Raw genomic sequence first — 23,470 nt, forward strand, 5'->3', positions numbered from 1 at the left:
GCCACGGGCAGGAGCCGCCGGTTCAGGCCGCCGGGCCGAACCATGACCGCAGGGCCGCAGCCAGGTCGGTTTCGACCACAGCCGGCGGCGTCCGCGGGTCCGCTGCCCAGGCCACGTAACCGTCCGGGCGTACCAGTAGCGCGTCAACGGCCAGATCCGCGTCCTGGCCGACGACCAGGTCCACACGGTCCTTCCACCCGTTGGCCAGCTCCACCACCGAGCCGTCCGCGGTGAGATCGAGCAGCACCGGACGGGCCCCCCGCATCAGATCGGCAAGCCGGGCCGCGCCGTGCGCCGACGAGAAACGCACGTCCGGTGCCCAGCGGCCGGTCATCGGGTGCGGTTGGGTGGTGTCCGGCGCCGGGTAGTGCAGGTCCGTTCCCGCCATCACCGCCGCGATCGCGCCGAGCGTGTCCGGGTTGCCGATCAGCTCCCCGAACAGCGCCCGCAACGAGGTGACATTGGCGCCTGGGGCCATCAGGGCAGCCTGGGCCTGGGTCTGCATCACGACCCGCTCCGCGGCCGGGCGGCGCTCCTGCTGGTAGGTGTCCAGCAGGCCGGGCGGCGCCCAGCCGTGCAGCGCCGCAGCCAGCTTCCAGGCCAGGTTCACGCCGTCCTGCAACCCCAGGTTCAGCCCCGGGCCGTTGATCCCGGCGTGCACGTGTGCGGCGTCCCCGACCAGGAAGACGCGCCCGGACCGGTACCGCTCGGCCACCCGGCTGTCACCGGCGAGTCGATACAACCGGTGCGGTCCCGGACCGGGTGGCTCGCTCATCGGCACCTCGGCCCCGAGGATGCGGCCCAGGCTCGCGGCGACCTCGGCCACCGTCGCCGGGACGGCCGGGTCGATGTGCGCCCGGCCCCACTCCCAGGTCGCCACGATCTGCACACCAGGCTGGAACGAGCCGATCGCGTACGCGCCCCGGTCGTTGCGGTGGTAACCGAACGGGACCCGGCCCAGCTCCGGCGTCTCCAACCAGCTGTTGCGCTGGAGGATGTCGTCCGAGCCCTGCTCGCCCCCCAGGATCTCGGCGGGCAGCACGACGTCCGCGCCCCGGGAGACCACATCCTGGTCGCCGTAGTCGGGGAACGGGATTCCGGCACTCTTGCGGATCGTGCTGTGCGCACCGTCGCAGCCGACCAGGTAGCGGGCGGCGATCTCGTGCTCGCCGTCCGGGGTCCGGACCCGTACCCGAACCCCGTCGTCGTCCTGCTCGAAGCCGAGCACCTCGTGGTCGCGGCGCAGATCCACGCCGAGTTCGGCGGCCCGCTCGCCGAGCCGCTCCTCGAGCACCGGCTGCGGGATACGCAGCAGGTACAACGGATTGACCGGCAGCTCGCGCAGGTCCAGCGGCACCCCGCCGAAGTTGAAGAACGGCGTGGTCACCGGGCCGTCCTGCCCCGCGCTGAGCTGGCCGTACAGGCCGCGCCGGTCGATCAGTTCGAGCACCCGCCCGACCAGCGCCTCGGCGCGGATGGCCCGGCTGCGCTCGGGCAGGCGCTCCAGGACCACCGGCCGCAGCCCGGCCAGCCGTAGCTCGCAGGCGAGCATCAGTCCGTTCGGTCCGCCGCCGGCGACAACCACGTCGGCGGTCATCCCGCGCCTCCGGCGGAGGCGCGAGCCTCGGCCAGCAGGAACGGACTGGCCGCGAGCTCGTAGCCGCCGTCGACCGGCATCACCGTCCCGGTCGCGAAGCCGCTGCGCATCAGATACAGGTACGCCTCGGCGGCCTGGGCCGGCTTGCCCAGCTCGCGGGTGAGCAGTTGCCGGCGCAGCGCCTTGTACATCACCTCCTGGTTGGGCAGATCGACGCCGCCGGTGGGCACCGGACCCAGCCGCACGGTGTTGACCCGGATCGGGCCGAGTTCCACGGCGAGCGCCCGGCTCAACGACTCGACCGCGGCGGTGACCCCGGACTGCGCCGATGTGCCCGGTGCCGGGCGCACCGAGATGATCCCGGAGGTGAAGGTGATCGACCCGGCCGGCCGGATGACGCCGACCGCGTGCTTCGCCGCGGTGAAGGCACCCCAGTACATGGTGCCGAAGAAGGCCTTCGCCTCGTCGAGGGGAATGTCGGTGATGGGGCGGATCCGGATGTGGTCGCCGGCGGTGTAGGCGAGGTGGTCGAACGCGCCGACGCGGGCGAAGAACTCGCGCACGTCGTACTCGTCCGAGACGTCCACCTGTTCGCCCCGGACGCCTTCGGGCAGGCTTTCCAGTGCCGCGTCGATACGGGTCTTGGTGCGCGAGGCGACGACCACTGACGCGCCGTCCTCGGCCGCGGTGCGGGCCACCGCCAGCCCGATGCCGGAGGTGCCCCCGATGACGACCACGCGTTGGCCGGTCAGATTCATGCTCATCTCCCTCACTTCCGCCCGGCGACGGCCGCCGGGATGGCAGGACGGCCCTCGCCGAGCACCTGGCTCGCGATCGGCGCGAGGAGGGCGAGTTCGTCCTCACTCAGAGTCAGCTCGGTGGCCGCCGCGTTCTCGGCCAGCCGCTGCGGGCTGCGGGTACCCGGAATCGGGGCCACCGGGACACCCTGGCGTGCGCCCTGCGCGAGCAGCCAGGCGAGGGCCACCTGGGCGGGGGTCACGCCGTGCCCCGCCGCGATGTCCTGGATCGGCTTGAGCAGGCCGGCGTTGTGCGGCGCGTTCTCGGCCGCGAAGCGGGGGATGGCCTGCCGGAAGTCGTTCGGCGCGAGCCCCTCGGTCGAGGTCTGTGCCCCGGTCAGGAAGCCACGACCGAGCGGCGAGTACGGCACCAGGCCGATGCCCAGCTCGGCGCAGACCGGCACCAGTGCCGCCTCGGAGTCCCGGGTGAACAGCGACCACTCGTTCTGCACCGCGGCGAGCGGGTGCACGGCGTGCCCGGCACGCACCTGCGCTGCTGTCACGTTCGACAGTCCGATGTGGCGCACCTTGCCCGCCGTCACCAGATCGGCCATCGCGCCGACGGTCTCCTCGATCGGTGTGCCCGGCGCCGGGAAGTGCAGGTAGTACAGGTCGATGTGGTCGATGCCGAGTCGGGTCAGGCTCGCGTCGCAAGCCTCGCGGACGTAGGCGGCGTCGCCGCGCATGCCTATCGGGCGCCCGGTCGCCTTGTCCCGTACGGCGCCGAACTTGGTGGCCACGGTGATCGCCGACCGGTCGGTGCCGGCCAGGAACTCGCCGAGCAGTTCCTCGTTGTCGCCGATGCCGTACGCGTCGGACGTGTCGAGGAAGGTGACGCCCAGCTCCACGGCCCGACCCAGAGTCGCAAGCGACTCGGCGCGGTCGGCGTCGCCGTAGAACTCGCTCATTCCCATACAGCCGAGCCCGAGAGCCGAGACCGTCAGCCCGGTTTTGCCCAACGTGGTGGTGTGCATGCTCGAGTGCCCTTCGACGTGACGTGTCTTATCGGTCGGCCGCCAGCATCCCGGCATCGGCTAGTGGAGTTCTTAAGCCGTTGTTAGGTGGTCGCCGGCCGATTTGGTCTCGCCTTAGGAACGGCAAAGGCCGGTCGTCGAGCATGTGCGCACCATGGCCGCGGGCCCGACGCTCCGCGCGGCGCTTCCGGCCACCGCACCCCCGAGGAGTGGCCGTATGCCTGATCCCGTGATCGTTGCCGGAGCCGGACCGACCGGCCTGATGCTCGCCGCCGAGCTGGGATTGGCCGGTGTGCCGGTGGTGCTGCTGGAACGCCGCGCCACGGTGCCGACCTGGTCGCAGACCTTCGGCTTCCACCTCAGCTCCCAGCAGATGTTCCGGCAGCGGGGCCTCGACAAGTTCGACGGCGCCGGCCGGTTTCCCAGCTTCGACTGGGGTTTTCCCGGCCTGACGAACGCCGAGCCGGAGAAGTTCCCGATCGTCTTCCCGCAGCGGCGGGTGGAGAAGCTGCTCGCCGACCGGGTCGCCGAGCTCGGCGTGCCGACCCGGCGCGGGCACGAGGTGGTCGGCGTCGAGGCCGACGCCGAGGGCGTGACAGTGACGGTGAACGGCCCCGACGGTGAATACACCGTGCGCGGCAGCTACCTGGTGGGCTGCGACGGCGGCCGGAGCGTCGTGCGCAAGGCGGTCGGCATCGGCTTCCCCGGCACCGAGGCCACGTTGAGCGGCCGCACCGGCGATGTCGAGATCCTCAACGAGGAGTACCGCAACGGCATCGGGTCACCGTTCTTCCCGACCGGTCTGGCCGCGACCGTGCAGAACCCGGACGACCCGAGCCTGTCCCGGGCCACGGTGGTGGAGTTCACCGCCGAGCGCCCGCCGGACGAGGTGCCGATCACCGTGGAGGAGTTCGTCGCCGCGTTCGAGCGGGTCTCCGGCATCACCCTCAAGGTCGCCGGTTCGCCGTGGCTGACCCGGTTCGGTGACGCGACCCGACTGGCCGAGCGGTACCGCGAGGGCCGGGTGTTCCTGGCCGGCGACTCGGCGCACATCCACTTCGCCTCGGCGGGCCAGGGCCTCAACACCGGCATCCAGGATGCCGTGAACCTGGGCTGGAAGCTGGCCTCGGTGCTGCGCGGATGGTCCGGCGACGAGCTGCTCGACACCTACCAGCAGGAGCGGCTGCCGATCGGCCGGGAGGTGACCGTCTACCCGCAGGTCCAGATGTCACTGCTGCATCCGGCGGACAAGGCTGGGCCGCTGCGTGAGTTCATCGCCGCGCTCACCCAGTTCGAGGAGGTGCGGCGCTACCTCATCGACCGGGCCACCGGCACCGGCATCCGCTATCCCATGGTGTACGACGGGAAACCGGCGCCTGAGCATTCCCTGCTGGGCCTGCGCGTGCCCGATCTGCCGCTGGTCACCGAGGACGGCCCGACCAGCCTGGCGGTGCTGCTGCAGTCCGGGTACGGGCTGCTGGTGCTGACCGGGGACGGCGCCGCGGACGAGGTTGCCGGTCCCTGGCGGGACCGACTGAAGGTTGTTCGGGCGACGAGCATCGAGGGCTTCGAGGACGGGGCGCTGCTGGTGCGTCCGGACGGCTATGTCGCGTACGCCGGAAGCGGCGCCGACGACGTGCTGCCGGCCGCGCTGCTGACCTGGTTCGGCCAGCCCGCCGCGGGGAGGGCTGTCTGATGAGCGATGTCCTGCCCGTGGTGGTGGCCGGTGCCGGGCCCACCGGTCTGATGCTCGCCGCCGAACTCGCGCTCGTCGACGTGCCGGTGATCGTGCTGGATCGGCTGCCCGAGCCGATGAGCGCGGCCCGCGCGTTCGCCATCCACATGAGTTCGGTGCACATGTTCCATCAGCGCGGCCTCGACCAGTTCGAGGGTGCGCGTACGTTCATGAACTACAACTTCGGCTTTCCCGGTGTGACCGCGCTGGACGCGGCCGACCTGCCGCTCGTGGTGTCGCAGCGCCGGGTGGAGCAGGTGCTCGAGGAGCGGGTCGCCGCCCTCGGTGTCCGCATCCGCTACGGCCACGAGCTGGTCGGGCTCGAGCAGGACGATTCCGGTGTCGCCGTGCGGGTGCGTGGCGACGGCGAAGAGTACGACCTGCGGGCCTCGTACCTGGTCGGTTGTGACGGCGGCCGGTCGACGGTGCGCAAGCTTGCCGAGTTCGCGTTTCCCGGTACCGACTCCACCGTCTGTGGCCGCACCGGTGACGTCGAGATCCTCGACGAGCGCTACCAGGGCGGGATCGGTCAGCCGATCTATCCGACCGGCCTGGCCGCTGTCATCCCGCACCCGGACGAGCCGGGTATGTGGCGGGCCACCGCCATCGAGTTCGACTCGGACCGGGCCGGTGACGAGGTCCCGGTCACGCTCGAGGAGTTCCAGGCGGCCTTCCAGCGCATCACCGGCATCGACCTCAAGATCGGCAAGTACGGCTGGTTCACCCGGTTCGGCAACGCCACTCGCCTGGCCGAGCGGTACCGGGACGGGCGGGTCCTGCTTGCCGGCGACGCCGCGCACATCCACTTCCCGTCGGCCGGGCAGGGACTGAACACCGGCATCCAGGACGCCATGAACCTCGGCTGGAAGCTGGCCGCGGCGGTACGTGGATGGGGCGGCGACGAGCTGCTCGATTCCTACCACCACGAACGCTGGCCGATCGGGCGGGAGGCCTGCGTCTACCCGCAGGTGCAGACCGCGCTCATCCACCCACCGCAGACCGCCGGCCCGTTGCGGGAGTTCATCGGGGCACTCGTGAAGTTCGACGAGGTGAGTCGCTACATCATCGAGCGGGCCACCGGCCTGGGCATCCGTTACCCCATGGCGTACGGCGGCGAGCCGGCCCCGGACCACCCGCTGCTCGGCTACCGGATCCCGGACATCCCGCTGCGTACCGCGGCCGGCGAGACCAGCGTGGCCGTGCTGCTGCGCGACGGTCGTGGCCTGCTGATCGACGCTCGCGGCGGCACCGCGTCCCCCGGTTTCGAGGACTGGGCCGACCGGTTGCGGGTGGTCGCCGCGGAGCCCGCCGACGCGCTCGGCGGAGCCCGTGTGCTGGTTCGGCCGGACGGTCACGTCGCGTACGTGGACGCCGACGGCACCGGGGACGAACGGCTGCGCACGGCCGTCACCCACTGGTTCGGCACGGTGGACGCGTCGTCCGCCGCCCCCTCGCCCGCCATGTCAGTAGCCAAGTGATTGAGGAGCGCGACATGACCGAAGCACCAACCGTTCCCGGGCCTGTCCTGCAGGCGCCTGCGACGCTGGAGGAGCGCATCCGCCGCTGGAGCGTGTACCAGCCGTGGTTGCAGGAGGACCCGGTCACCTACTTCCGGGAGATCCAGGAGCACGCGCCGATCGTGTGGTCCGAGGAGTTGGGCGGCTACTGGATCGTCACGCGCTTCGCCGACATGGAGTGGGTGGCGCGCACCCCGGAGATCTTCTCCTCCAGCGTGCTGTCCATCCCGGCGCACCAGATGTCCGAGCACAAGCAGATCCCGATCCAGTTGGACGGCGACGACCACCGGATGTGGCGGCAGGCGCTCACGGATCTCTTCAACCCGGGCGTGGTCAACCATTTCGACGCCCAACTGCGGGAGGCGGTCCGCGAGACCGTCGCGTCGGTGGCGGACAACGGGCGCTGCGAGTTCATCGGCGAGGTCGCGTCGAGGCTGCCGGCGGAAGCCTTCCTGATCTTCTTCGGCATCGGCCGGGAGTACCTCAAGCAGATCCGCGAGTACAAGGACTGGCTGCTCAAGGCCATCCGGCAGGCCGGCAACGACGACGAGATCAAGGCCGCCAACCAACCGCTACTGCAGTTCTTCAGCGACGCCATCGACAGGCGCCGCGCCGAGGGCTACGAGGGACGCCGGGACGTGCTGAGCCGGCTGCTGCAGACGACCTTCGACGGTCGGCCGCTCACCCAGGCCGAGATGGTCAACGTCGCGTTCACCAACATGCTTGCCGCCTTCGACACCACCACCGCGATGATCAGTGTGGTCTTCACGTACCTCGCCGAGCATCCGGAGGTGCAGGACCTGGTGGTCCAGCACCCGGAGAAGATCCCGGCGGTGGTCGAGGAACTCGTTCGGCACGACCCGATCTCGGCGACCGCGCGGATCGTCACCGAGGACGTCGAGCGGCACGGGGTGCTGATGCGCGCGGGTGACCTGGTGCTCGTGCCGTGGGGGATGTCGGGCATGGACCCCCGAGCCTTCGACAACCCGGAGCAGGTCGACTTCGAGCGCACGTCGACGCGCCAACTGGTCTTCGCCATCGGCCCGCACCGGTGTATCGGCATGCACGTGGCCCGCCGGGTGCTCAAGCTGGGCGTCGAGGAGTGGCACGCCCGGGTGCCGCGTTACCGGGTGACCGATGGCACCAGTCCGCTGCGTCGTTACACCACAGTGCGCGGTGTCTCCAGCCTGGATCTGAGCTGGGACCCGAAGGAGGAGTCATGAGAGTACGGGTGGACGCCGACCTCTGTCAGGGTCACGGCATGTGCGCGGCGCTGGCCCCCGAGGTCTACCGGGTCAACGAGGAGTCCGGATTCAACCAGATGGGTGAGTTCGAGGCGCCCGACGACGCGCACGTCGCCGTCGAGCGTGGGGCCGCGGCCTGCCCCGAGCAGGCCATCGCCCTCCTCGTCAACCGGGAGGCGGGGCAGTGACCGACGCCGAGCTCGACACCTTCCGCCGGACGGTCCGCACCGACTCCGGCGAGATCAGCTATCTGGACGCCGGCTCCGGCCGGCCGGCCCTCTTCCTGCACGGGCTTGGCACCAACGCGCACATCTGGCGCAACGTGATCGATCAGCTACGCGGGGAACGCCGCTGCATCGCGCTCGATCTTCCTTTGCACGGCCGCAGTCCGGCCCTCACCGGAAAGATGTCGCTGCCGGCGCTGGCCGAGGCGGTGGAGGACTTCTGCTCCGCGCTCGACCTGACCGACTTCGACCTGGTCACCAACGACACCGGCGGCGCGGTCGGTCAGATCTTCGTCGCCCGGCACGGGCACCGCCTGCGCACGCTGACCCTGAGCAACTGCGAGGCGCACGACAACCTCCCGAACGAGGCCTTCGCCGGCACCGTGGCTCTCGCCCGGGAGGGCAAGCTCGCCCCGCTCGCCAGCCGCATGCTCACCGACCTGGCGATGTCCCGGTCCAGCGGCCGGGGGATCGGCGCGAATTTCGAGCATCCGGATCGGGTCAGCGACGAGACACTGCGCGACTTCCTGGCACCGGTTGCCGGTTCCGCCGAATCGATCCGTCGCTTCGAGGAGTTGCTCGCCTCGCTCGACCCGGCCGACCTGCTCACCGCCGAGATCGAGCTGCGCAAGCTGAAGACTCCCACGCTGATCGTGTGGGGCACTGCCGACCTGCACTTCGAGCTGAAGTGGGCGTACTGGCTGCGGGACGCCATCCCCGGCGCGACGGACGTGGTGGAGATCGACGGCGGGAAGCTCTTCTTCCCCTACGAGCGTGCCGGTGAGCTGGTGGCGGCCCTGCGCCGGCACTGGAACAGCAACTGACCGACAACGCGACACACCGATCGCCGGGCGCCCCAGGGCACCCGGCGATCGGTGTGTCTACCTCAGCGGAAGCAACTGGTGCGTCCGACTCCCACATCCGGGCAACCGCATCGGCCAGGCCGTGCCGCCAGGTCCGCGCGCACGTCCCGAGCCGGCCTGCGGCCGACACGGTCCAGCGGGGTAGGGGAGCAGGACAGGCGCGGTGGTGGTCACCGCGGACGGGTCAGCCGGCCACGAAGCCGGGCCGCCCGGAAGGCCAGGTTGATCGCCGCGCGCTGCGGTGAGCGCACCGCCCGCATCCGCAGGATCGACGACACCGTCCACAGTTGCGTCTCGGTCACGTGGTCGGGCGCGCCGTGCACGTCGTCGTTTGTCAGCACCGAGAGCTGGCGTACGTGCCGGCGCAGGATGTCCCGGTCGGCCGGTGGGATGATCTCGTCCCTGGTGCTGACCGCGGCGGCGACCGGGATGTCCAGGGCGTCGAGCTGGTCGGCGGTCAGAGCCCACGGGCGTAGCCGGTCGGCGAGGTCGGTGACCGGGCTGCCGGTGAGGTGCGCGAGGGTGTCGACGGTGACCCGGGGCAGCGCACCGAACCACTCCCGGTCGGTGAAGAACGCGTTGATGGGCGCTCCGGCCGCCACCACGCCACGGATCCGGTGATCCTCCACGGCGGCGCGCAGCGCCAGGTGCCCGGCGAAGCTGGGCGTGACGGCGTAGGTCCGGCTCACGTCGGCGCCGTCGGCGACGGCGTCCAACAGAGCGGGGATCATCCGCCAGCTCTTCTCGTCGTACGGCGCGGTGTTCTCGCCGACCCCGGGCAGTTCGGCGACCAGCCCGGCCATGCCCAGCCGAGCCGCCTGGCGCAACACCGGCCCCCACTGCTCCTTCACCGTCACGATGCCGGCCATCACCAGGAGCAGCGGCTTCCGGTCGGTGCCCGACAACCCGACGGTCCAGCAGCGCACGGTGCCGCCGTCGTGGGCGACGGCAAGCGGCGCGATCGACGGATGGTCCCGGCGCCACCTGTCGAAGGTGTCCACGCAGCGGCGCAGCGCCTCGGCTCGGGCCGGACCGTCGACGAACGGGAAGCGGGCCAGGTTGTAGGCCCGGCAGGCCGACAGCAGGCTCCCGGAGCGCTCGAACCGCTCGCCGGCCCTGATCCAGCCGTCCACCCAGGAGCCCGGCCGGTCGCCGTCGTCGTGTTCGATGGCGCTCAGCACACTGGCGTAGCCGGGGATGCGCTGCGCCCGGGCGTGCACGACCACGAACTGCTTCAGCTCGCCGATGTCGTTCACCGGGTGGCCGCCGCGACCGCGTCGCAGACCGGGCTCGGCGCGTACGCCTCGATCCCGTCGCGGATCTCGGTGAGCACGTCGGCGGCCTCGGCGCCGTCGATGACCCGATGGTCGAAGGCGAGGCTGAGCCGCATCATCGGGGCGATCGCGAGGCCACCGTCACGCACCACCGGCCGGTCCAGGATGCGACCGACGCCGAGGGTCACCGTGGTGCCCCCGACCGAATGGAAGCCGTCCACCGCCGCGTGTCCGAGTGAGGTGAGCGCGAACGTGCCGAAGGTCCGCGGCCGCCGGGACAGCGGGCGCACCACCCGGCGGAACGCGAACGGCCGCACCGGCCAGGGCAGCCGGTGCAGGGCCCGGACGCCGGCGAACTCCGGCATGACCGCCGGGTCGTTGTCCCGGTAGTGGTCGACCTGCCGCTGCACCTCGTCCAACCCGCTGCGGTCCAGGTCGGGCAGCACCGCGGAGAGCACCACCCGCTTGCCGTCGAGCATCTTGTCCAGGGTCAGCTTCCCGCTGACCGTGTCGTACCGGCTGATGCGGGGACGGATCCGGCCCCGGATCGCCGCGTTCGCCTCCGGGTGCCGGGCCAGCACGCCGGCCGCCACCACCAGCAGGTAGCTGACGATTGAGTACCGTCGGCCGGCCGCGCGCGCCGCCATGCGGTGCGCCCGCACCGCGCTCATGTCCACCTCGGTGTCGAGGAAGACCGGCGAGAACTGCCGGATCTCGTCGAGGAAGTGCAGGGTATGCCGCCGCTGCGGCGCGACCGGCCGTACGCTCACGCCGGCACCGCCAGCGCGTAGACGTCGGTGAGGCTCTGCGCCTCGAGGAGGTTGACGAGCGAGATGCTGCGCCCGGTGGCCCGCTCCAGCGCCGAGGCCAGCCAGAGCATGTGGACCGAGTCCCAGCCCGGCACCTCGTCGAAGGAGCGACCGGCGTCACCCGCGTCGATCGGCAGCCCGATCTCGTCGCGGATGAGGGTGACGAGATCGTCGATGCTGTTCATTGGTCGCTGCCTCCTTGGCCGTCGTCCAGGTCGATGTGCTCGGGGTGGATGGGCAGGTCGATCAGGTCGTGCTGGAATACGACGGTTTCGCCATCCGTACCGATCTCGGCGAATCCGTAGCGCGGCAGGAGGTCGCGTACCGTCTTGTTCTTGGCGGTGGGGCGGTAGCGGCCGAGCACACTGCTGACACCGTCGCGCCGCGCGGCCCGCAGCACCGCGGCCAGGCATGCCTGCTCGATGCCGCGGGCGAACACCCGGCAGCTGAGCAGGAAGTTGTCGAGGTGGAGACGGTCGCCGTCGCGCCGGGTCAGGATCACCCCGACCAGACCGTTGTCACCGAACCGGTCGGCCGAGCGGATGGTCAGGATCCGCTGCGCCGGGTCGGCCCCGCGAGCCCGCACCTGCGCCGGTTGCAGCCGCTCCGTGGTCAGATTGAACTGGTTGGTGCGCAGGGTCAGTTGGGACACCCGTGCCACGTCGGCGTCCGTCAGCGAGGCGAGTCGCACCCGAACACCGAGCTCGCGCAGGTAGTCGGCGATCGACTCGAACGTCTCCAGGAAGTCCGCACGGGCCAGCTCGTCGCGGTACTGCGCCGGCCGCCCCCGGTCCTCGACTGCCAACTCCCGGACGTCGAACCAGCCGTCCCGCAGCAGGGCCGGCACGTGCCCGGACGGCTCCTCGCTCACCGGCACCACGGTCACCCCGGGCAGCTCCCGGCTTACCAGCCCGCACTCGTAGGGGTTGTCGTCGACGAAGACGAAGCTGTCCACCCCGAGGTTGAGGGTCGCGGACAGCTCACGCAGGTTCTCGTGTTTGGGCCGCCAGTTCGCGACGACCCGGACGAAGTCGTCGCCCCGCAGCGTCATCCCGGGGTGCTCGCGCAGTACGGCGTGCACGGGCTCGGGATCGTTCTTACTCACCGCGGCCACCAGCACGCCCTGCGAGCCGAGCTGCTTGACCACCGCCTGGAAGGCCCGGAACGCCTCACCGCGGAGGCTGTCCCGCACCTCGATGCCCTCCGGGCCGTCGTCGCCGAGGACCCCGCCCCAGACCGTGTTGTCCAGGTCGACCACCAGGCACTTGCGCGTCATGCCGGTCAGGTGCCGCCCGAGATGGCCGACCTCCTGGGCGTACGCGGCGAGCAGGCCCGGTGCGAGGTGCGCCTTGGCGTACGTGCTGAGGGCCGGGTCGTACGCCGCGACACCGTCGGAGAGGATCGGATCCAGGTCGAGGCAGATCACCGGTGGGTGCTCGGCGGCGAGCCGCAGCAGCCGGGCGTTGGCCTCGCGCCAGATCGCGCCGAGGGCGGCTCGGGACCGGTGGTCGATGAGCTGGGCGGTGAAGCGCCGGGGCAGCGGCAGCGTGTTCAGCACCAGGGTTCCGGTGTTGGCGCTCGCGAACGTGCGGACGAGGCCGGCCACCACCTCCAGGTGGGCCTGGAAGGCCTGGGCCACCTGGTCGGGGGTCCACGGCACCGGTAAGCGGTCGAAGACCACCTGCGGGTCGAGCACGCAGAGGGTGATCTGTGGCTGCGCGCGATAGAGGCCGCTGTCCGGGTCGCCCAGCTCGAAGACGTAGCTGTCGTGGTCGGTCAGGTGCGGACGCAGCAGGATGCCGTGCCGGGCCAGCTCGGCCGTCAACGCCGGAACCAGCATGGCGAGCGTGCCGTGGCCGGTCAACGCCACGGTAAGGGTCGGGGTGTCGGGGTGTTCTCGCAGCACCTCGTCGGGGTCGAGCCGGGCGAGCAACCGGCCGGCCCGCAGTCGGGCGTCCCCGGTGAGCGGCGCGAGCAGACGAGCCACGCTTGGGTAGTCGACGGCAAGCCGTCCCGCCTGGTGCAGGTCGAGCAGCGTCTCGGCGCTCACAGTGCCGGTCACCGGGCCTCCGATGTCGTGAAAATCCAATTGCTGGCGATCATCGGCGAGCGTTCTAAAGAACGCCTAATGCGGTCCTTCCGGCCGGCCGGGTCGCCCGGCGTCGGAGTGGCGCTACTGAGTCGCAAGTTAGGGGTCGGCTGGCCGCTTCTGGGGTTAGTTCAGCGGCGGCCCGCTCCTACCGTTGGCCCAGTACCTCTCCGCACCGTCGGACGATTTCCGCACCGCCCGAGAGGAATTAGAAAAGATGCGATATGAAGTACTGGGTCCGATGCGAGTCGTGGACGATCAGGGTGCCTCGTCGATCAGCGCCAAGAAGGTCGAGACGCTGCTGGCCGTGTTGCTGATACAGGCCGATCAGGTGGTGTCGCAACACGACCTGGTCACCGCGATCTGGGGTGAGAGCCTGCCCCGTCGCGCGTCGGCGGCGATGCATGTCTACGTCTGCCAGTTGCGTCGGTTCCTGAACCGACCCAAGAACACCGCCATCGTCACGCGTCCACCCGGCTACGTGCTGCACCTCGGCGACGACGTCCTGGACGTGAACGACCTGCAACGACTGGTCCACGAGGGACGCACGCTGCGACGGATCGGCCGACACGCGGAGGCGGCCGAAAAGTTCCGGGCGGGGCTGTCGCTGTGGCGTGGTCCGGCCTTCGACAACCTGCGTGACTGTCACATGATCGACAGGTATGCGACCTGGCTGACGGAGCTGCGACTGGAGTGCATGGAGCTGTTCAACGACTCCAACCTGGCCATCGGCCGCCACCAGGAGTTGGTCGGAGATCTCTACACCGCGATCGCGCAGTACCCGCTGCGTGAGGCGTTCTACCGTCAATTGATGCTCGCCCTCTACCGTTCCGAGCGGCGTGCCGACGCGCTTGTCGTCTACCAGCGCGCCTGGGAGACGCTCGACCGCGAGCTTGGTCTGGAGCCGTGCCGGCCGCTGCGCGAACTGCACCAGGGCATCCTGCGCTCCGATGGCCGACTCGGCACCGCCGGCCCGCGAGCCGAACGTCTCACGACGGTCGGACTGGCGAGCTGAGCTGCTGGTCCAGGATCCGCGTCACCGCATCCTTCCCGGCGACCAGGTAGAAGTGGTCGCCGGGAAGTTTGTGCAGGGCGAACGGCCCGGAGGTGTGCTGCGCCCAGGCCCGCGCCTCCTCCTCCGAGGTGCGCGGATCGGAGTCGCCGACGATCGCGGTGATCGGGCAGGTGACTCGCAGGCCCGGACGGTGCCGGTAGGACTCGATCGCGGTGTAGTCGGCCCGCAGCGCCGGCATCACCATGGCCACCAGTTCCGGGTCGCGCAGCACGGCCGGGTCGGTGCCGCCCAGCTCGACGACCTCGGCCAGGACGCCTGCCGCGTCCCGCTGATGGATCCGCTCCTCCCGGTAGCGTGACGGGGCCCGTCGGCCGGAGACGAACAGATGGGTCGGCGCCGGCCGGCCGGCGCGCTCGAGCCGCAGCGCCACCTCGTACGCCACGATCGCGCCCATGCTGTGCCCGAAGAAGGTGAGCGGCCGGTCGTCCGGCCCTGCCAGCGCCTCGGCGATCTGCTCGGCCAGCGCGCCGATCTCGCTGACCTGCGCTTCGGATCGCCGCTCCTGCCGGCCCGGGTACTGCACCGCGAGCACGTCGAACCGGGAGCTCAGGGTGGCCGAGTAGGGCAGGTAGAAGCTGGCCGCGCCACCCGCGTGCGGGAAGAGCAGCAGGCGCTCGGTGGCGGCTTCCGGCGCCGGGTGGAACCGGCGCAGCCACCGGCCGGGGTCGACCGCCGTGCTGGTCATCGCGAACCGTCCCTTCCACTGACGTGAGGCTGACAGGGAAATCGTAGGAACGTCAGGGACCCGTAACCCACCCCTAGTGACCCCTAGATCGTCCGAACGGTCGAGTCCCCTAGTCGCTCCCTTTTCTGGACAAGCCCGTCCGGATCACATAACGTAACCGGGACAAGTATTCCGTTTATCCGTACCTGATCAAGGAGACGGGCGATGCAAAGACCGCAGGGCACTCCCTGGACCGTGGCGGACGTGCCGGACCAGACCGGCAGGGTGGCAGTGGTGACCGGGGCCAGCACCGGTCTCGGTTTCGAGGTGGCGTCCGTCCTGGCCGCACGCGGGGCCACGCTGGTGCTCGCCTGCCGTGACCGGGAGCGTGGGATGGCGGCTGCGCGGCGGATCACCGAGGCGACGCCGGGGGCCAGGGTAAGCATCCAGCAGGTCGACCTCGCCTCGATGGCATCGCTGACCCAGGCGGCCGAAGAGCTCGGCACCGAGCACGAGTTCATCGATCTGCTGATCAACAACGCCGGTGTGATGGTTCCCCGCCGTGACACCACGGCGGACGGCCACGAGCTGCACCTGGGCGTGAACCACCTCGGCACCTTCGCGCTGACCAGCCTGCTGATCGACCGCCTGCTACCCACTCCGGGCTCGCGGATCGTGACGGTCAGCAGCGTGGCCCACCGCAACGCCCGGCTCCGGCTGGACGATCTGCAGTCCACCACCAACTTCAAGTGGGGCGAGGCGTACGCCCAGTCCAAGCTGGCCAACCTGTTGTTCACCTATGAGTTGCAGCGACGGCTGGCCGCCATCGGCGCGGAGACCATCGCGGTGGCCGCGCACCCAGGCAACGCCGACACCGAGTTGGTCCGCGACTTTCCACTGCAGCAGAAACTCATCGGCAGCCCACTGGTGCGCTGGGCCACGACGTGGCTCTTCCAGCATCCGCCCGAGGGGGCGCTGCCCCTGCTGCGAGCCGCCACCGATCCCGCCGTCCAGGGCGGGGAATACTACGGGCCCTCGGGCTTCCGCGAATACACCGGAAGCCCGGTCCGGGTCGAGTCGATCGGCCAGTCGCACGACCTCGACGCCCAGCGGCTGCTCTGGGCGGCGTCGGAGCAACTCTGCGGCGTCTCGTTCGGGCCCGTCATCGCGTGAAGCGGCGCACCCTGCCCGGTGACCGGGCAGGGTGCACCCGACCGGGCGCGCTCCGGTCGGGCGCCACCGTTTCCTGGCCGGGCTCGGTGGGCGCCGGTGTCGGCGTCATTCCGGACGGGCCGGCCGTGGCATCCGGGGGTCGGGGCGTAGGCCACGGCGGATGATCCCGATGAGGCGGCCGCGTGCCTCCGAGTCGACGCCGAATCGCTCACGGGCCAGGCAGCCCTCGAGCAGAGCCTTGATGTCGGCCACGGTGATCTCGGGGCGGACGCCGCCGGCGGTCTGGGCACCGTCGAGCAGGTCGGCCAACGCGGTGCCGAAGTCGTACGCCGCGGCCGAGGCGGCGGCCTCCACATCGAACCCGGCCTTGGCCAGCGCCTCGGCCAGCCCGCGGTCGGTCGACCCCTCGGCCACCAGGACCGTGAAGAACTCGAAGAACGCGTCGACCGGCGCCAGCCGTTCGTGCAGCTCGCGCGCGCGGCGCACGAGCTGCTCGGCCCGCTCGTGCACGATCGCCCCGAACAGGGATTCCTTGGTGGGGAAGTGTCGGCTCACCGTGCCGGTGCCCACCCCGGCTCGGCGGGCGATCTCGGCGACGCTCACCGAGGTGCCCTCGGTGGCGAACGCGGTGATGGCGGCCCGGAGCACCAGCTCGCGGTTGCGTCGGGCGTCGGCTCGCAGCGCCCGGGCGGGTTGCTCCGAGGACGCGGCAGGGCGTTTCATGTCCGGTGACGCCACACCTACCTCCGGTAGCCAAGTTGATAGACAAGCGGAACGGACGTCCCCTATCCTACGCGGGCGAGCGGCGGTGTCCACGCGCCGCTGGGATCTTGTTGGCGCCGCATGACCAACGACGTTCGTCCGGTGCCGATCATCCATCATCAAGCCAGCAACATGGTGAGAGGTGGCGTGTTCGGTGGCTGGCGGGCAGGTAGGGCCTGCGCGGGCGAGGTGGCTCGGCGCATCGCGACGGACGACGTCGTCGGCGCGGGCGGCAGATGGGTCGACCTCAGCGCAGGCGGCATCACGTGGTGGTCGGCGGCATCTCGAAGCCGGCCGCGAGGAGTGGGGGTTCGCTCTCACCTGGGAAGAGCGTCGTGCTCGACCGCCCTCCTCCCTGGCATCGTCCTATCTGGAGCGACGATGGACCGCGCACCTGGTCCGGCGTCCTCAGCGGCGACGGACAAGGGTCTTCTCCGGGTCGTTCCTGAGTCCCGATGGTAAGACACCGTTCACTTTTCGGAAACATTGTTATCCGGGTTGGGAGGAACGTCCGAATTCTCATCACTAGGTTGACTCACGGGTAGTGAGATCTAGGTCACTCGATCTGATCGGGGACATTTCTCATCGACGATTCGTGGTTACATGGCGCAAAATCAGCTTTGCGCTCTGAGAATATGCACCGGGCGCGGCGATCGTCATGATCTAGAGCGCCGCGGTGATCAAAGCGCGGCATCTATAAAACGACAGTTGACTCACGGGAGGTACGCCTCAGCGCGACCGGGTTTCGATCTATGCATAATTGAACGCGACATCCGCTGCCATCGAACCAGCATTTCTCCTGTGTTTCTCGATAGCCGTGGGATGTCTTTCCGTTGAGCCGGTCGACCCTGGGGGGGTCGGTGGCGTTCGCTGCCTGCGGCGGCGCTGCCTCGGTCGGAAGCACAGAGCCTAACGGGGGCGTTGGATGACTCTGGTCGAACGAACATATCAATGGCGAGCATGCGAGGACCTGCTGAGCGGGGCCATCCGCGGCAACGGCGGAATCGGTCTGGTCACCGGCCCGGCCGGGAGCGGTAAGACCAGCCTGTTGCAGGAGTTCGCCGAGCGAGCCGGACGTGCTGGTTGTCAGGTGCTGACGGCCACCGGCTCACACGGCGAGCAGGAGGTGCCGCTGGGCATCGTGGGCCAGCTACTCCACCGGGCGGATCTGCCCGAGACGGAAGCGGCCACAGTGACCGACCTGCTTGCCGAGGTCGCCCTGACCTGGTCCACCTCACCGGGCGACGCCACGAACCCGGTCGCGATGCACACGCTGCAGCGACTGTGCCTGCCGATTCTCCAGCTCGGCGCCGCGGCGCCACTTGTCATCGTCGTGGACGACATGCATCTGGCCGACCGCCCGTCGCTTCAATGCCTGTCCTATCTCGCCCGCCGCGTGCGGCACGCGCGGGTGCTGCTACTGCTCAGCGAGGGAACGCGGCGCTACTGGCAGGACCGTTTCCTCCGGGCCGACCTGGTGCGCAACCCCAACTGCCGGCAGATTCCCGTACGGCTGCTCAGTCCGGTGGGTGTGGAGGGGGTGCTGCGAGCCTCCTCCGCCGTCGGCGACGCCTCTGCCGTCGCCGAATGCTGGGCGATGACCGGGGGCAACCCGCTGCTGCTACGCGCCCTCATCGAGGACAGCGAAGGCCACTGGGCCGGCGGACGTCCGACACCCGGCGACCGGTTCGCCGACGCGGTCGCCGACTGCCTGTACCGCTGCCAGCCAACCACGAGCGACGTGGCCCGGGCGCTCGCGGTGCTCGGTGACGGGTCGACGGCTCTGTTGGGCCAGCTCCTCGGCAGGAGCGCCGAGGAGGTGGGCCACGAACTCGCGCTCCTGGTCGACGCCGGCCTGGTGGAGGACGGCAGCTACCGGCATCCGTCGTTGCGGGCAGCGGTGCTGGCCGGGATCGAACCACGTGAGTTGGCCCCCCTGCACGGCGTGGCCGCCCGAGTGCTGCACGGCGCCGGCTTCCCCCAGGGCGTCGTCGCCGACCACCTGCTCGCCGCGGACCGGGTGACGGAGGCGTGGGCGGCACAGACGCTCTGCGACGAGGCGGTGCGGGCGCTCGGAGAGGGCGACCTCGACCGCACGCTCAACTACCTTCGCGCGGCTCAGGCGCCGAACGACGACGAGAAATACCGTGCCACCGTCGCCGCGCTGCTGGCGAGGACCGAGTGGCGCCGCGACCCCGCCCGGGCGCTGCGCTGCCTGCACGGACTGCTGACCGCCGACGGCGACGTGCGATCCGTCGTGCGCTGCCGGATGATGGCCGTGCACCTGCTGCTCTGGCACGGTCGGCCCGGTGAGGCCATCGACGCGATCAGCGCCCTGTTCGACAGGGACGACCTGGACGAGCAGGCGGTGACGACAGTCGGGATGACCATCCTGTGGCTGTCCTCGCTCTTCCCGGCCGAAGCGCCCCGTCTGCATCGCCGATGGGCCGCGCTGATGCGAGCCCGGCCGGACCTGAACACGAAGACGGCGCAGCGGCAGACAGTGGCCTCGCTGCGCCGGTCCGCGAGCCGGGGAGCGGACGCCAAGACCGTCGAGCTGGCGCGTGGACTGCTGGACCGTTCACCGATCACCGACGGCGCACTGCCGACGCTGTTCACCGCGTTGTCGATCCTGATAGTCGCGGGCCGGACGGACCTGGCCGTGCGGTGGTGCGACCGGCGGCTGGTGGAGGAGCCGGTCAGCCGGACCCCTACCTGGCGGGCGTTGATCCTGGCGCTGAGAGCCGAGATCATGCTGCGCCGCGGCGCCGTCGCCGAGGCGCACGCCACGGCAAGGACGGCACTGTCCACCATCTCACTCGAAGGCTGGGGGGTCGCCCTCGGCGGAGTGCTGGCGACGCTGATCACGGGTTCGACGTTGTCCGGGGATTACGCGGCCGCAGCCGGGTATCTGGAGGTCGCGCTGCCGGCGAGCACCCTGACCACACCCTTCGGCCTGAAGCACCTCTACGCCCGCGGCACCTTCTACCTGGCAACCGGCCAGGTGCAGGCCGCGGTCCGCGACTTCCAGTCGTGCGGCCGGATGGTCAAGGCCTGGCAGTACGACGTGACGGCGGTGGTGCCGTGGCGGTTGGGCCTCGCCCAGGCGTACCTCAAGCAGGGTTTTCGACGGCAGTGCCGGGAGCAGGCGAACAAGCAGCTCAGACTGCTCGGCGACCGCCACCCGGAGGTCCGTGGCGCGGCCATGGCGGTGCTCGCCGCGGTCAGCTCGCCGGAGCAGCGACTGTCGCTGCTCGAAGAGGCTGCCGAATTGCTGGTGGCGGGCGAGGACCGGGTCGCAGCCGCGTGGGTGTGCGCCGAACTCGCTGACGCGCTGCGGGTGGCGGGCCAGCTCAACCGCGCGCGGATGGCTGACCGCACCGCCCGGGACCTCGCCGAGCAGTGCGGTTGCCGGCCGTTGCTGGAGCGTCTGAACCGGGTCGAACCGGAGCCGGCCAGCAACGGCGCGCGGCTGGCGAGCGTCGACGCGTACGGGTCGGAGAGCCTCAGCGACGCCGAGCGGCGGGTCGCGGCCCTGGCGGCGTCCGGCTACACCAACCGGGCCGTCGCCGACCAGCTCTACATCACGGTGAGTACTGTCGAACAGCATCTCACCCGGGCGTACCGGAAACTGGGGATCCGGCAGCGCGGGGAATTGGCGGCCGCGCTCGACGACGGGATCGACGAGGGTGTAAACGGCGCCAGCCACGCGGCCGTAGACGTCTGACCGGCAATTACGGCTGGGCGCCGTCTGGCCACGCTGCCCGACGGCGCCTCGTCACTCTGCCGTTTTGGTCCGCATCGTCCAGCGGAAGATGGGCACGCCGGTCTCGGTGAATTCATCGATCCGCTCGAAATGCTCCCACCCGTTGTAGAACATGACCTTCACCTTGTGGTCCGTCATGGACACGTGGGTGCTGCGCAGGTCATCGGGCATGTAGCCGGGGCCGCCTTCCAGGCGACATTCCTCGTACAGGGTCTCGGACATGATTCGACACCTCCCTAGTGTGTCGTGCCGAATTCCGGGGCGAATCGGGGTCTCGGACGCCCGCTCGTGGACGTCACGTTAAAGCCGCTCGTAAATGCTTGTCAACCCTGCTAGAAATTGACGGCGGCGTTGCGGGAACGCTTAAGAACGGTATTAGCGGCGGAAAAGAATGATCCTTAGAATCGTTCTCGCAACCGGCCTAGGAGCCCTGTCATGCGAGCTTTACGAGCAATCTCTGGTTTGTGGCGCACACGGATCGTCCCATGGTTGCGCACCAACGGAGACGGCCTGGTGATGAGTCTCAGCATGGTCAGCGTCACCGTCCTCGTCCTGCCGGCCGATCTGCTGCTCAAGCTGCGCGCCGAGCAGGACGAGCGGCGCGGCGAGACCGACGGCGATCCGCCCGGACACGACCTTCCCGAGCGGCCGCTGACCACGGCGGAGCAGCACGCCTGGAAGAACCTGACCGCGACCCTGCAAACCGACAACGAATAGCGCCCGACGGGAGCTCAGATGCCTCTGCCGCCCACAAACGAAGCCACCGGGTCCCGCCGAATCCTCCGCATCGACCGGGTCGTCATCCGGTTCGCCGGCGACTCGGGCGACGGCATGCAACTGACGGGTGACCGGTTCACCTCCGAAACAGCCCAGCTGGGTAACGACATCTCCACGCTGCCCAACTTCCCGGCCGAGATCCGGGCGCCCGCGGGCACCCTGCCCGGCGTGTCGAGCTTCCAGGTGCACTTCGCCGACTACGACATCCTGACCCCCGGTGACGCGCCCGACGTCCTGGTCGCCATGAACCCGGCGGCGCTGAAGGCGAACCTCTCCGACCTGCCGGCCGGCGCCGACATCATCGTCAACACCGATGAGTTCACCCGGCGCAACCTGGCCAAGGTGGGCTACGCGGCCAGCCCGCTCGACGACGGTTCCCTCGCCGACTTCGCGGTGCACCCGGTCGCGCTCACCTCGATGACCGTCGACGCGGTGAGCGAGCTGGGAATATCCAAGAAGGACGCCGAGCGGGCCAAGAACATGTTCGCGTTGGGCCTGCTGAGCTGGATGTATTCCCGGCCGTTCGAGTCGACCCTGAGGTTCCTGGAGCGGAAGTTCGCGAAGCGACCGGATCTGGTCACGGCGAACAAGGCCGCGTTCCAGGCGGGCTGGAACTTCGGCGAGACGGCCGAGGACTTCGCGGTCCAGTACGAGGTGAAACCAGCGAAGATGCGGCCCGGCACCTACCGCAACATCACGGGCAACCAGGCCCTCGCGCTCGGCCTGGTGGCAGCGGCGGTGCGGTCGAAACTGCCGCTGTTCGTCGGTGCCTACCCGATCACCCCGGCTTCGGACATCCTGCACGAGTTGTCGAAGCACAAACGGTTCGGGGTCACCACGATGCAGGCCGAGGACGAGATCGCGGCGATCGGCGCGGCTCTGGGCGCCTCCTACGGCGGTGCGCTCGGGGTGACCACCACCTCCGGTCCGGGCGTGGCGCTCAAGGGCGAGACGATCTCCCTGGCCGTCGCCCTCGAACTGCCGCTGGTGATCGTCGACGTGCAGCGGGCTGGCCCGTCCACGGGTATGCCGACGAAGACCGAGCAGGCCGACCTGAACATCGCGTTGTACGGCCGGCACGGGGAGGCGCCGCTCCCGGTGATCGCGCCGAAGTCGCCGTCCGACTGCTTCCACGCGGCGATCGAAGCGGCCCGGATCGCGCTGACCTACCGGACCCCGGTGATCCTGCTGTCGGACAACTACGTGGCAAACGGATCCGAGCCGTGGCTGCTGCCCGATGCGGGCGAGCTACCCGACCTCAGCGTCACGTTCGCCACCACGCCCAACGGTGAGGACGGGCGTTTCCTGCCGTACCTGCGCGACCCGCACACCCTGGCCCGGCCCTGGGCCGTTCCCGGCACGCCCGGTCTGGAGCACCGCATCGGTGGCCTGGAGAAGGCCGACAGGACCGGGGACATCTGTTACGACCCGGACAACCACGAGTTCATGGTCCGCACCCGGGCCGCCCGGATCGAGGCGATCGACGTACCCGCTGTCGAGGTCGAGGACCCGGACGCGGACAACGGCGACCGTCAGGGCGGCCGGGTGCTGGTGCTCGGCTGGGGATCGACGTACGGCCCGATCGGCGCGGCCTGCCGGGCACTGCGCCAGCGTGGGCTGCCGATCGCCCAGGCGCACCTGCGCCACCTCGCCCCGCTGCCGGCCAATCTCGGTGCGGTGCTCGCGAGATACGACAAGGTCGTCGTCCCGGAGATGAACCTGGGCCAGTTGGCCCATGTCGTCCGGGCGAGATACCTCATCGACGCGGTTCCGTTCAACCAGGTCAGCGGCCTGCCGTTCACCGCCGCGACGCTGGAAGGCCTGCTTGAGGACGTGGTCAAGAATGGCTAGCCCCACCATCCCGCTCACGCCGGTCAAGCTGACGGCGAAGGACTTCAAATCCGACCAGGAGGTGCGCTGGTGTCCCGGTTGCGGTGACTACGCGATCCTCGCCGCCGTGCAAGGGTTCATGCCCGAACTCGGCATCGCGCGGGAGAACATCGTCTTCGTCTCCGGGATCGGCTGCTCCTCGCGGTTCCCGTACTACATGAACACGTACGGGATGCACTCGATCCACGGCCGCGCCCCGGCGATCGCGACCGGCCTGTCGGTGTCCCGGCCGGACCTGTC

The 23,470-nt window shown here is 70.1% G+C and carries 20 protein-coding genes and 1 pseudogene; 11 read left to right on the forward strand and 10 right to left on the reverse strand.

Annotation, left to right across the window (positions count from 1 at the left end; translation table 11 throughout):
- Positions 1-22: 22 nt before the first annotated feature.
- Genes AB0F61_RS31640 through AB0F61_RS31650 form a run of 3 tightly spaced genes read right to left on the reverse strand, consistent with a single transcriptional unit; the run spans position 23 to position 3,425 of the window.
- The gene (locus AB0F61_RS31640) at positions 23-1,597 is read right to left on the reverse strand and encodes an FAD-dependent monooxygenase (protein ID WP_357817272.1); all 1,575 of its coding nucleotides are present in this window, start codon (positions 1,595-1,597) and stop codon (positions 23-25) included.
- Positions 1,594-2,355, reverse strand: a complete 762-nt coding sequence (locus AB0F61_RS31645) for an SDR family oxidoreductase (RefSeq protein WP_357817275.1) — start codon at positions 2,353-2,355, stop codon at positions 1,594-1,596. Before AB0F61_RS31645 ends, AB0F61_RS31640 begins: the two co-directional genes overlap by 4 nt.
- 11 nt (positions 2,356-2,366) lie before the next feature.
- Positions 2,367-3,425, reverse strand: a complete 1,059-nt coding sequence (locus tag AB0F61_RS31650) for an aldo/keto reductase (protein ID WP_357817278.1) — start codon at positions 3,423-3,425, stop codon at positions 2,367-2,369.
- Between the two features lie 160 nt (positions 3,426-3,585).
- On the opposite strand from AB0F61_RS31650, the gene AB0F61_RS31655 reads away from it, so the two are divergent.
- Genes AB0F61_RS31655 through AB0F61_RS31675 form a run of 5 tightly spaced genes read left to right on the forward strand, consistent with a single transcriptional unit; the run spans position 3,586 to position 8,912 of the window.
- On the forward strand, positions 3,586-5,064 hold the full coding sequence (locus AB0F61_RS31655; RefSeq protein ID WP_357817281.1) for an FAD-dependent monooxygenase: 1,479 nt from the start codon (positions 3,586-3,588) through the stop codon (positions 5,062-5,064).
- Entirely contained in the window at positions 5,064-6,581 is a 1,518-nt protein-coding gene (locus AB0F61_RS31660; RefSeq protein ID WP_357817284.1) for an FAD-dependent monooxygenase, read from the forward strand. Before AB0F61_RS31655 ends, AB0F61_RS31660 begins: the two co-directional genes overlap by 1 nt.
- Before the next feature lie 14 nt (positions 6,582-6,595).
- Positions 6,596-7,843 (forward strand): cytochrome P450, encoded by a 1,248-nt coding sequence (locus AB0F61_RS31665; RefSeq protein WP_357817287.1) that lies wholly within the window; start codon positions 6,596-6,598, stop codon positions 7,841-7,843.
- The gene (locus AB0F61_RS31670) at positions 7,840-8,052 is read left to right on the forward strand and encodes a ferredoxin (RefSeq protein WP_357817289.1); all 213 of its coding nucleotides are present in this window, start codon (positions 7,840-7,842) and stop codon (positions 8,050-8,052) included. The genes AB0F61_RS31665 and AB0F61_RS31670 overlap by 4 nt, the downstream gene beginning before the upstream one ends.
- Positions 8,049-8,912 (forward strand): alpha/beta hydrolase, encoded by an 864-nt coding sequence (locus tag AB0F61_RS31675; protein WP_357817292.1) that lies wholly within the window; start codon positions 8,049-8,051, stop codon positions 8,910-8,912. Before AB0F61_RS31670 ends, AB0F61_RS31675 begins: the two co-directional genes overlap by 4 nt.
- A gap of 209 nt (positions 8,913-9,121) precedes the next feature.
- Here the strand turns inward: AB0F61_RS31675 and AB0F61_RS31680 are convergent, their stop codons facing one another.
- The 4 genes from AB0F61_RS31680 to AB0F61_RS31695 are packed head-to-tail and all read right to left on the reverse strand — an operon-like array spanning position 9,122 to position 13,096.
- Complete coding sequence (locus AB0F61_RS31680; protein WP_357817298.1) at positions 9,122-10,207, reverse strand: alpha/beta hydrolase; 1,086 nt, start codon at positions 10,205-10,207, stop codon at positions 9,122-9,124.
- Complete coding sequence (locus tag AB0F61_RS31685; RefSeq protein WP_357817300.1) at positions 10,204-10,995, reverse strand: 2-oxo acid dehydrogenase subunit E2; 792 nt, start codon at positions 10,993-10,995, stop codon at positions 10,204-10,206. The genes AB0F61_RS31680 and AB0F61_RS31685 overlap by 4 nt, the downstream gene beginning before the upstream one ends.
- On the reverse strand, positions 10,992-11,219 hold the full coding sequence (locus tag AB0F61_RS31690) for an acyl carrier protein (RefSeq protein WP_355032352.1): 228 nt from the start codon (positions 11,217-11,219) through the stop codon (positions 10,992-10,994). Before AB0F61_RS31690 ends, AB0F61_RS31685 begins: the two co-directional genes overlap by 4 nt.
- Positions 11,216-13,096, reverse strand: coding sequence for an HAD-IIIC family phosphatase (locus tag AB0F61_RS31695; protein WP_357817304.1), 1,881 nt, complete (start codon positions 13,094-13,096; stop codon positions 11,216-11,218). The genes AB0F61_RS31690 and AB0F61_RS31695 overlap by 4 nt, the downstream gene beginning before the upstream one ends.
- 277 nt (positions 13,097-13,373) lie before the next feature.
- On the opposite strand from AB0F61_RS31695, the gene AB0F61_RS31700 reads away from it, so the two are divergent.
- The gene (locus tag AB0F61_RS31700; RefSeq protein WP_357817306.1) at positions 13,374-14,138 is read left to right on the forward strand and encodes an AfsR/SARP family transcriptional regulator; all 765 of its coding nucleotides are present in this window, start codon (positions 13,374-13,376) and stop codon (positions 14,136-14,138) included.
- On the opposite strand, the gene AB0F61_RS31705 is transcribed toward AB0F61_RS31700, so the two are convergent.
- Entirely contained in the window at positions 14,113-14,883 is a 771-nt protein-coding gene (locus tag AB0F61_RS31705) for an alpha/beta fold hydrolase (RefSeq protein WP_357817309.1), read from the reverse strand. The two genes, AB0F61_RS31700 and AB0F61_RS31705, sit on opposite strands and share 26 nt — an antisense overlap.
- Before the next feature lie 204 nt (positions 14,884-15,087).
- Between AB0F61_RS31705 and AB0F61_RS31710 the strand changes: the two genes are divergently transcribed.
- On the forward strand, positions 15,088-16,035 hold the full coding sequence (locus tag AB0F61_RS31710) for an oxidoreductase (protein WP_357817311.1): 948 nt from the start codon (positions 15,088-15,090) through the stop codon (positions 16,033-16,035).
- A 105-nt stretch (positions 16,036-16,140) separates the two neighbouring features.
- On the opposite strand, the gene AB0F61_RS31715 is transcribed toward AB0F61_RS31710, so the two are convergent.
- The gene (locus AB0F61_RS31715; protein WP_357817314.1) at positions 16,141-16,758 is read right to left on the reverse strand and encodes a helix-turn-helix domain-containing protein; all 618 of its coding nucleotides are present in this window, start codon (positions 16,756-16,758) and stop codon (positions 16,141-16,143) included.
- 964 nt (positions 16,759-17,722) lie between these two features.
- Here AB0F61_RS31715 and AB0F61_RS31720 point away from each other — a divergent pair.
- Positions 17,723-20,524, forward strand: a complete 2,802-nt coding sequence (locus tag AB0F61_RS31720; RefSeq protein ID WP_357817317.1) for an AAA family ATPase — start codon at positions 17,723-17,725, stop codon at positions 20,522-20,524.
- Between the two features lie 51 nt (positions 20,525-20,575).
- Here AB0F61_RS31720 and AB0F61_RS31725 read toward each other — a convergent pair whose 3' ends face one another.
- Positions 20,576-20,785: a DUF5988 family protein gene (locus AB0F61_RS31725; protein WP_357817320.1), complete on the reverse strand. Its 210-nt coding sequence runs from the start codon at positions 20,783-20,785 to the stop codon at positions 20,576-20,578.
- Positions 20,786-21,052: 267 nt separating this feature from the next.
- Here AB0F61_RS31725 and AB0F61_RS31730 point away from each other — a divergent pair, with 267 nt between their 5' ends.
- The 3 genes and pseudogenes from AB0F61_RS31730 to AB0F61_RS31740 all read left to right on the forward strand — a co-directional run.
- Positions 21,053-21,280, forward strand: coding sequence for a hypothetical protein (locus AB0F61_RS31730; protein ID WP_357817323.1), 228 nt, complete (start codon positions 21,053-21,055; stop codon positions 21,278-21,280).
- An 18-nt stretch (positions 21,281-21,298) separates the two neighbouring features.
- A complete protein-coding gene (locus tag AB0F61_RS31735; RefSeq protein WP_357817325.1) occupies positions 21,299-23,191 on the forward strand; it encodes a 2-oxoacid:acceptor oxidoreductase subunit alpha in 1,893 nt (630 codons plus the stop codon).
- Positions 23,184-23,470 (forward strand): annotated as a pseudogene (locus tag AB0F61_RS31740) (2-oxoacid:ferredoxin oxidoreductase subunit beta); the annotation flags it as partial. The gene AB0F61_RS31735 and the pseudogene AB0F61_RS31740, both read left to right, overlap by 8 nt.

It is taken from the genome of Micromonospora sp. NPDC023888, from assembly GCF_040639415.1.
Classification (GTDB): domain Bacteria; phylum Actinomycetota; class Actinomycetes; order Mycobacteriales; family Micromonosporaceae; genus Micromonospora.